The organism is Amycolatopsis sp. NPDC051061 (assembly GCF_040682935.1).
Taxonomy (GTDB): domain Bacteria; phylum Actinomycetota; class Actinomycetes; order Mycobacteriales; family Pseudonocardiaceae; genus Amycolatopsis.
In genome coordinates this window covers 391765-399699 of record NZ_JBFBBZ010000002.1, presented here as the reverse complement: position 1 = coordinate 399699, position 7935 = coordinate 391765, and the positions used below count along the sequence as shown (strand labels likewise).

Here is a 7935-nt window from a genome sequence, read left to right as displayed (position 1 = left end):
CTTCACCACTCCGCTGGAACTGCTGGTCGCGGTCGTGCTGTCCGCGCAGACCACCGACGTCCGGGTGAACCTGGTCACGCCCGCGCTGTTCAAGCGCTACCGGACCGCCGCCGACTACGCGGGCGCCGACCGCACCGAGCTGGAGGAGTTCCTCCGGAGCACCGGCTTCTACCGGGCCAAGGCGAACTCCGTGATGGGCCTCGGCGCGGCGCTGGTCGAGCGCTTCGACGGCGAGGTCCCCGGCAAGCTCGACGACCTCGTCACGCTGCCCGGCGTCGGCCGCAAGACCGCCAACGTCGTGCTCGGGAACGCCTTCGACGTGCCGGGCATCACGGTCGACACCCACTTCGGCCGGCTGGTCCGGCGCTGGGGCTGGACGGCCGAAGAGGACCCGGTCAAGGTCGAGCACGCGGTCGGCGAGCTGATCCCCCGCAAGGAGTGGACGATGCTCTCGCACCGGGTGATCTTCCACGGCCGGCGCGTCTGCCACGCCAAGAAGCCGGCCTGCGGCGCCTGCCCGCTGGCCAGGGACTGCCCGTCCTACGGCACCGGCCCGACCGGGTTCGAAGAAGCCGCGAAACTGGTCAAAGGCGTCGAAAAGGATCACATCCTGGCGCTGGCGGCGCCCCGGTGACGACCGTCACCAAATGGGCGCTGGCCGCCGCCGTGCTGGCGGTGGCGCTCATCGTCGCGCTGCTGCCGCGCGGGGGTGACGACAGCGCCGCGGGACCGTCTGAAGACTCTGCCGCCCTGGCCCCGGCCCGGTCTGCGGCGGCGCTCCAACCCTGCCCCGCCGCCGGTCCCGCGCAGCCGGTGAAGCAGTTCGACGGTGTCGAGGCGGACTGCCTCGGCGACGGCGCGAGCGTCGACGTCGGCAAGGCCCTCGCCGGTGCTCCCGCGCTGGTCAACGTGTGGGCGTCGTGGTGCGAGCCGTGCCGGACCGAGCTGCCCGTGCTCCAGGAGTACGCCCGGCAGCCGGGTGCCGTGCGCGTGCTCGGCGTCCAGGTCCAGAGCCCGGCGGAGGACGGCTTGAACCTGCTGGCGAAACTGGGCGTGCACCTACCGTCGGTGTTCGACGGCGACGGGCCGGGCGGGCCCGTCCGGACGGCGTTGAAGGTGCCGTCGTCGCTCCCGGCGTCCTACCTGGTCACCGCCGCGGGCGAGGTGCGGTTCATCGCGAATCCACGCACGTTCGGGAACACTGACCAGGTGCGCGCGGCAGTCGAGGGGGCATCGTGATCGGACCACTGGTCGAGCCGGAGTCGGTGCCCGAGTGGCTCCGGCCGCTGGTCAAGGTCAGCGCCGAGGTCGATTCGAAGACGTTCACCAGGTTCAGCCCGCCCGAGGACACCTACACGCGCGCCGCGGCCGTGCTCATCCTCTTCGGCGAGCGCGAAGCCGACGGCGAGCCCGACGTCCTGCTGCAGCGCCGCGCCGACACGCTGGGCTCGCACGCCGGGCAGGTCGCGTTCCCCGGCGGCGGCGCCGAGGACGGCGACGGCGGCCCGGTCGGCACCGCGCTGCGCGAGGCCGAAGAGGAGACCGGGGTCGTCCCGTCCGGCGTCCGGCCGGTCGCGGTGCTGCCGGAGCTGTTCGTCCCGGTGTCGAAGTTCGCGGTGACGCCGGTGCTGGCGCACTGGGCCGAGCCGTCTCCGGTGCACGCGGTCGACCTGGCCGAGACGGCGTCCGTCGCCCGCGTCCCCCTCGCCGACCTGGTCGACCCGGCCAACCGGTTCATGGTCAAGAAGGCCGGCGCGCCGTGGAAGGGGCCGGCCTTCGAGGTTTCGGGCCTGTTCGTGTGGGGGTTCACCGCCGGGTTGCTCTCCGTCCTGCTCGGCCTGGGAGGCTGGGAACGCGAATGGGACTCGGACGAAGTCCGGGACCTCGACGAAGCGCTGGCGGCGTACCAGGCGCGACTGGACGGCAAGGGGTAACGCGTGAACTGGGTCGATGTGCTGGTCCTGCTGCTGGCCGTGCTGGCGGCGGTGTCCGGCGCATACCAGGGCGTGATCGTCGCGCTGCCGTCGCTGGTCGGGGTCGTGCTCGGCGCGCTCGCCGGGATCAAGCTCGCGCCGGTCGTCGTCTCGTTCTTCGACGATCCCGTGTGGAAGGTCGCGTTCGCGGTCGCGACCGTGGTGTTCCTGGTCGCGTTCGGCGAGGCCCTCGGTGTCTACGTCGGGCGACGGCTGCGTCAGAAGATCAACCCGGACAAGCTGTCCGGTGTCGACAAGACGCTCGGCGCGGTCGTGCAGGCCCTCGTCGTCTTCATCGTGGCGTGGCTGATCGCGACGCCGCTGACGACCGTGTCCGGCCTGCCGGGGCTCGCCAAGGCGATCAACGGCTCGGTGGTGCTCGGCAAGGTCAACGACGCCATGCCGGAGGCCGCGCAGGGCTTCCCCAGCCAGCTGCGCAAGCTGCTCGACGCCTCCGGCTTCCCGTCGGTCATGGACCCGTTCCAGAAGGCCCCGACGGCGGACACCTCGCCGCCGGACCCGGCGCTGCAGAGCAGCGGCACGGTCCAGCAGCTGCACGGCAGCGTCGTCAAGATCCGCGGCAGCGCCAGCTCGTGCTCGCGATCCCTGGAAGGCAGCGGGTTCGTGATCGCGCCGCAGCGGGTGATGACGAACGCGCACGTCGTGGCGGGCACCGACACCGTCGGCATCGAGACGACGCAGGGCGACTACCCGGCGCGCGTCGTGTACTTCGACCCGGAGGTCGACATCGCGGTGCTCGCCGTGCCGCGGCTGCGCGCCCCGGCCCTGCAGTTCGCGTCGGAGACGGCGCGGGCGGGCGACAGCGCGATCGTGCTCGGCTACCCGCTCGACGGCCCGTACCGGGCGACGCCGGCCCGCGTGCGCGGCCGGATCAACCTGCGCGGCCCGGACATCTACGACGCCAACACCGTGCAGCGGGACGTCTTCACCGTCCGCGCGGAGATCCGCAGCGGCAACTCGGGCGGCCCGATGGTGACCCCGGACGGCCAGGTCATCGGCGTCGTGTTCGGCGCGGCGGTCGAGGATCCGGAGACGGGCTTCACGCTCACGGCCGAGCAGGTGCGGGCCGAGGTCGACGCGGCGCCGTCGCAGTCGGCGAACGTGTCCACCGGCTCCTGCGCCGCCTAGCGCCCGAACCGCAGCGCGAGGCCGTCCAGCAGCGCCCGCATGCCCGACTCGAAGATGTCTTCGAGCACCAGGTCGTAGCCGGTCTCGCCCAGCTCCCGGAGCATCTTGGCGAACACCGGCCTGCCGAGGGTCATCGGCGCCATCGCCGGGGCCTGCTTGTCCATCCACTGCTCCTCGGACAGCCCGGACGCGGCAAGGGCGTGCTGCTCGCGTTCGAGGTGGATCGCGATGCCCTGGACGTAGCTGAAGAACAGCACGTGGAGATCGCACAGCGTCGCCGCGTCGACGCCGAGCTCGGCCAGCGCGGCCAGGGCCCACTCGGCGTGCAGGCCGAGGTTGCGCAGCGGCAGCGGGCGGGTGATCGGCGCGAGCTGGGCCAGCCACGGGTGCCGGCGGTAGAGCGACCAGAGCGTCCGGCCGCCGAGCGTCAGCCGTTCCCGCCAGCCCGGCGGCGGGTTCTCCGGGTAGCCGCGCTCGCCGTACGCCGCGTCGGCCATCAACAGCACGAGCTCGTCCTTGCCGGTCACGTACTTGTACGGCGCCATGGTCGCGGCACCCAGGCGAGCCGCGACGCCGCGCATGGACAACGCGGCCAGGCCTTCCGCGTCGGCGATCTCGATCGCCGCGCGCACGATCCGGTCGCGGGTCAGGCCCCGCTGGCTACCGCGTCGCTCCCGGCTCGCGACGACCGTGCCCGAGCGCGGCTCGGCGCGCACCAGCCCTTCCTGGCCCAGCAGGGCCAGTGCCTTGGCGGCGGTCGCCATCGCCACGCCGTGGTCGGTCGCGAGCCGCCGGGTCGAGGGCACCCGCGCACCCGGCGGAAGCTCGCCGCGGGCGATCCGGCCCCGCAGTTCGTCGGCGATGACCACGTACTTCACGGCTCTCCCTGAGCTAGGACAGCACGGCACCTGTACTAGTACAGATTTGGCTGTTCACCTGCGGAAACCACACTGTGGTGCGGACAAGCGTACAACTCTGGAGGATCCCTTGCGAAACGTCCTGATCTCCGGTGCCGGTGTCGCCGGCGGCACCCTGGCCTGGTTCCTGTCCCGCGCGGGCTGGGCGGTGACCGTCGTGGAGCGCGCGTCGGCCCCGCGCACCGGCGGCCAGGCGATCGACGTGCGGGGCGCCGCACTCGACGTCGTCGACCGGATGGGTCTCGGCGAGCGGATGCGCGCGGTGCGCACCCGCATGCGCGGGATGTCCATGGTGGACGGCGACGGGCAGGAGCTGTTCCGGTCCGAGGAGTTCACCTACAGCAGCGGGCGGCTCGACAGCGACGACTTCGAGATCCTGCGCGACGACGTCGTGGAGATCCTGCTCGAGGCGTCCGACGTCGAGTACGTCTTCGGCGACTCGATCACGGCGTTGACGGAGGAGGCGCACGGCGTGCGCGTCGAGTTCGAGCGCGGCGGCTTCCGGACGTTCGACCTGGTCGTCGGCGCGGACGGCCTGCACTCGGCGGTGCGGCGGCTGGCCTTCGGGCCGGAAGAGCGGTTCGTCCGCCACCTCGGCCAGTACCTGGCGATCTTCCCGGCACCGAACTTCCTGGGCCTCGAGGACTGGCAGGTCTGGTTCCGGCACGAGGAGACCGGCGGGGCGATCTACCCGGTCCGGGACAACACCGAGCTGCGCGTCACCCTCGGCTTCGGCTCGGACCCGCTGCCCCGGATGGACGTCGAGGACCAGAAGCGGCTCATCGCCGAGCGGCTGGGGGGAGTCGGCTGGGAGGTGCCGAAGCTCCTGGAGGCGATGGCCGCCGCGGACGTCTTCTACTTCGACGCGATGGCGCAGATCCACCTGGACCGCTGGTCGGCGGGCCGGGTCGTGCTGCTCGGCGACGCGGCCTACTGCGCTTCGGCGCTGTCGGGTCAGGGGACGAGCCTCGCGCTGGTCGGCGCGTACGTCCTCGCTGAGGAGCTGGGCCGCGCGGAGCACGAAGCGGCCTTCGCGGCTTACGAGCGCCGGATGCGGCAGTTCGCCGCGCTCAACCAGGCGCTGGCCACGGAGAACCCGACGGGCGGCCCGGCGGAGGAGTCGATCGAGCGGGCGAAGAACGCCATCGACCTCACTTGAGGAAGTCGACGAGGGCCGCCGAGGTGCGTTCCGGCGCCTCGAGGTGGGGGAAGTGCCCGACGCCCGGCCAGAGCTCCGGCTCGGCGTGCGGGCCCGCCCAGCGCACCGACGACGTCGCCGTCTCGGGCAGGATGCAGGTGTCGTCGGCGCCGTGCAGCTGCAACGTCGGCGCCGTGATCCGGGCGCCGACGGCGTCGGTGAACCGGCGGCCTTCGCCGCGGAACTGCGCACGGAATGCCCAGCGGTAGTACTCGAGCGCGCTGTGCGCGACGCCGGGGACGAGCATCGCCCGCCGGAAGGCCGCGACGCTGCCGGCGAAGTCCGAAGTGGACTGCCAGCGGCTTCCGGACCAGCCGCCGAAGAGGTCTTCGACGGCCTGGGCGTCGTTCTTCACGAGCCACTTCTCCGGCGCCATCGGCACCTGGAAGCGGAAGAGGTGCCCGGTGGCCCGCCCCTGGCCTCGCCACGGACGGGCCGCCGACGACCGCAGGGCCAGCGGGTGGGCGGCACCGATCGCCGTCACCGACGACACGAGCCGGGGGTGCAGGGCCGCGACCGTCCAGGCGAGCATGCCGCCCCACGCGTGCCCGACGAGGTGCGCTCGGCGCGCGCCGAGCGACTTGACCAGGCCGCCGACGTCCCCGGCGAGCGTCCACGCGTCGTAGCCGCGCGGCGGCTTGTCCGAGTCGCCGTAGCCGCGCAGGTCGACGGCGACCGCGCGGAACCCGGCGTCGGCGAGGGCCCGCAGCTGGTGGTGCCAGGTCCACCAGAACTCGGCGAACCCGTGCAGCAACACGACGACGGGCCCCTCGCCGAGCTCGGCGACGTGCAGCCGGATGCCGTTCGCGGACACGTCGCGGTGGACCCACGGGCCGTCGAGCCGGACGCTCGACGGGTCGGGGGACGCGGGCAACGAACTCAGTCGCGCGTGGTCGTCAGGTCGGCGTCCGGCGCCTTCTGCGGCTTGAGCGCGGCGGCGGTCTCCTTGACGCTGGCGATGGTCCGCTCGGGTGCCTTGAACTTCTTCACCTTGCGGTAGCCGAGGAACCCGGCCACCCCCGCGACCAGCAGCATCACGAAGAACACGATGCCGAACGCGATCCAGCGGTAGCGCACCCACTCGGCCAGGCCTTCGGCGGCGAAGAAGAACAGGAAGAACGTGCTGTACAGGAAGACCGTCAGCGCGATCAGGAAGTAGACGGCCCCCTTGAGGCCCTTCTTCACCTCGCCGACCAGCTCGGACTTCGCCAGCTCCATCTCGGCCCTGACCAAGGTGGAGATGTGCTGGGTCGCGTCGCCGACCAGACGGCCGAGGGACTGGTCGCCGGGGATGTCGGAGTCGGAGGACAGCGGGAGGTAAGGCACGGCCCCCACGCCGTCGGGGCCGGTGCGTTCGTGTTTGGGGCTGCTCACCGGGTCATCGTGCCATGTGTCCGGAATCAAGGCGCGGCGGCGTAGCCGAGTGTCGCGAGATCACTCCGCTTCGGCGTGCACGCGGCTCCGCCTCATGAGCATCACCGCGCCCAGCAGGGACGCGATCGCCGAGGCGATCAGCACCGCCGCCTTTGCCAGCTCGCTCGCGTCGCCGGGCAACGCCAGCTCCGCGATCAGCAGGCTGACCGTGAACCCGACGCCGCCGAGCACCGACAACGCGCCGATGTCCCGCCAGCCCACGCCCCGTGGCTTTTCGGCGGCCTTGAGCTTCACGGCCAGCCAGCTCGCGCCGAAGATCCCGGCGACCTTGCCGCCGAGCAGCCCGGCGAGGACCGCGAGCGGCAACGCCGTCGTGAACACCGCGCCGAGCGAGTCGCCGCTGACCGAGATCCCGGCCGCGAACAAGGCGAACACCGGCACGGCGACGGCGGCCGACCACGGCTGGAGCCGGTGCTCGAGCCGCAGCGCGGGTGCTTCGGACTCGCCTTCGTCGGCGCGGACGCGGGTGAGCAGGCCCAGCGCGACGCCGGCGATCGTCGCGTGGATGCCCGCCGAGTGCACCGCGACCCAGGTGACCAGCGCGAGCGGCACGTACAGCCACGGCGTCCGGACGCGGCGGTGCTGCAGGAAGGCGTAGAGCGCGAGCGCCACCACGGCGACGCCCACCGCGATCAGGTCGAAGCCGGTCGTGAACAGCACGGCGATGACGACGATCGCGCCGAGGTCGTCCACGACGGCCAGCGACAGCAGGAACACCCGGGCGCTCGAGGGCAGGTTCGACGCGGTCAGCGCCAGCACACCGAGCGCGAAGGCGATGTCCGTGGCCACCGGGATCGCCCACGCCCGCTCGATCCCCGGCGTTCCCCAGCCGACGCCCAGCGCGACGAGCGCGGGCACGACCATGCCGCCGATCGCGGCCACCACCGGCAGGATCGCCTGCTTGAACCGCGACAACTCGCCGATGACGAGCTCACGCTTGAGTTCCAGCCCGGCGACGAAGAAGAAGAGAGCGAGCAGGCCGTCCTTCGCCCAGTCGCCGATGGTCAGGTTCAGGTGCAGGAACTCCGGGCCGAGCCGGAAGTCGCGCAGCGCGTGATAGCTGTCGCGCAGCGGGGAATTGGCCCAGAGCAGGGCGACGGCGGCCGCGCCGAGCAAGATGAGCCCGCCGGTGGTTTCGGTGCGCAGGTAGCGCGCGAATTCGCTCAACGGGCGGGACACGGGCGGCTCCTGGGGTCGCTGATCACTGTTGCCGACCAGGCTTCCCGGCGCACCTCGCCCTCAGTTTACCGTCTCTTTGTCACGG

The 7935-nt window shown here is 72.2% G+C and carries 9 protein-coding genes; 5 read left to right on the top strand and 4 right to left on the bottom strand.

The features are described from left to right. The 4 genes from nth to AB0N03_RS04640 form a co-directional block, all read left to right on the top strand. On the top strand, window positions 1-634 hold a 634-nt coding region (nth, locus tag AB0N03_RS04655; protein ID WP_364365315.1), incomplete at its 5' end, for an endonuclease III. Beyond that, entirely contained in the window at window positions 631-1239 is a 609-nt protein-coding gene (locus tag AB0N03_RS04650) for a TlpA disulfide reductase family protein (RefSeq protein WP_364365312.1), read from the top strand. The genes nth and AB0N03_RS04650, both read left to right, overlap by 4 nt. Next, window positions 1236-1934 carry a CoA pyrophosphatase gene (locus AB0N03_RS04645; RefSeq protein WP_364365309.1) on the top strand — a complete coding sequence of 233 codons (699 nt, stop codon included), beginning with the start codon at window positions 1236-1238 and terminating at the stop codon, window positions 1932-1934. The genes AB0N03_RS04650 and AB0N03_RS04645 overlap by 4 nt, the downstream gene beginning before the upstream one ends. 3 nt (window positions 1935-1937) lie before the next feature. Beyond that, a complete protein-coding gene (locus AB0N03_RS04640; protein ID WP_364365306.1) occupies window positions 1938-3122 on the top strand; it encodes a MarP family serine protease in 1185 nt (394 codons plus the stop codon). On the opposite strand, the gene AB0N03_RS04635 is transcribed toward AB0N03_RS04640, so the two are convergent. Further along, window positions 3119-4000 (bottom strand): GntR family transcriptional regulator, encoded by an 882-nt coding sequence (locus AB0N03_RS04635; RefSeq protein ID WP_364365303.1) that lies wholly within the window; start codon window positions 3998-4000, stop codon window positions 3119-3121. The genes AB0N03_RS04640 and AB0N03_RS04635 overlap by 4 nt on opposite strands. Before the next feature lie 109 nt (window positions 4001-4109). On the opposite strand from AB0N03_RS04635, the gene AB0N03_RS04630 reads away from it, so the two are divergent. Continuing rightward, complete coding sequence (locus AB0N03_RS04630) at window positions 4110-5198, top strand: FAD-dependent monooxygenase (protein WP_364365300.1); 1089 nt, start codon at window positions 4110-4112, stop codon at window positions 5196-5198. Here AB0N03_RS04630 and AB0N03_RS04625 read toward each other — a convergent pair. From AB0N03_RS04625 to nhaA, 3 genes are read right to left on the bottom strand one after another with little or no spacing between them, the layout of a single operon-like run. Next, a complete protein-coding gene (locus AB0N03_RS04625) occupies window positions 5191-6111 on the bottom strand; it encodes an alpha/beta hydrolase (protein WP_364365297.1) in 921 nt (306 codons plus the stop codon). The two genes, AB0N03_RS04630 and AB0N03_RS04625, sit on opposite strands and share 8 nt — an antisense overlap. A 5-nt stretch (window positions 6112-6116) precedes the next feature. Continuing rightward, entirely contained in the window at window positions 6117-6611 is a 495-nt protein-coding gene (locus AB0N03_RS04620; RefSeq protein WP_364365294.1) for a phage holin family protein, read from the bottom strand. 60 nt (window positions 6612-6671) lie between these two features. Next, a complete protein-coding gene (nhaA, locus tag AB0N03_RS04615; RefSeq protein ID WP_364365291.1) occupies window positions 6672-7850 on the bottom strand; it encodes a Na+/H+ antiporter NhaA in 1179 nt (392 codons plus the stop codon). Window positions 7851-7935: the final 85 nt, after the last annotated feature.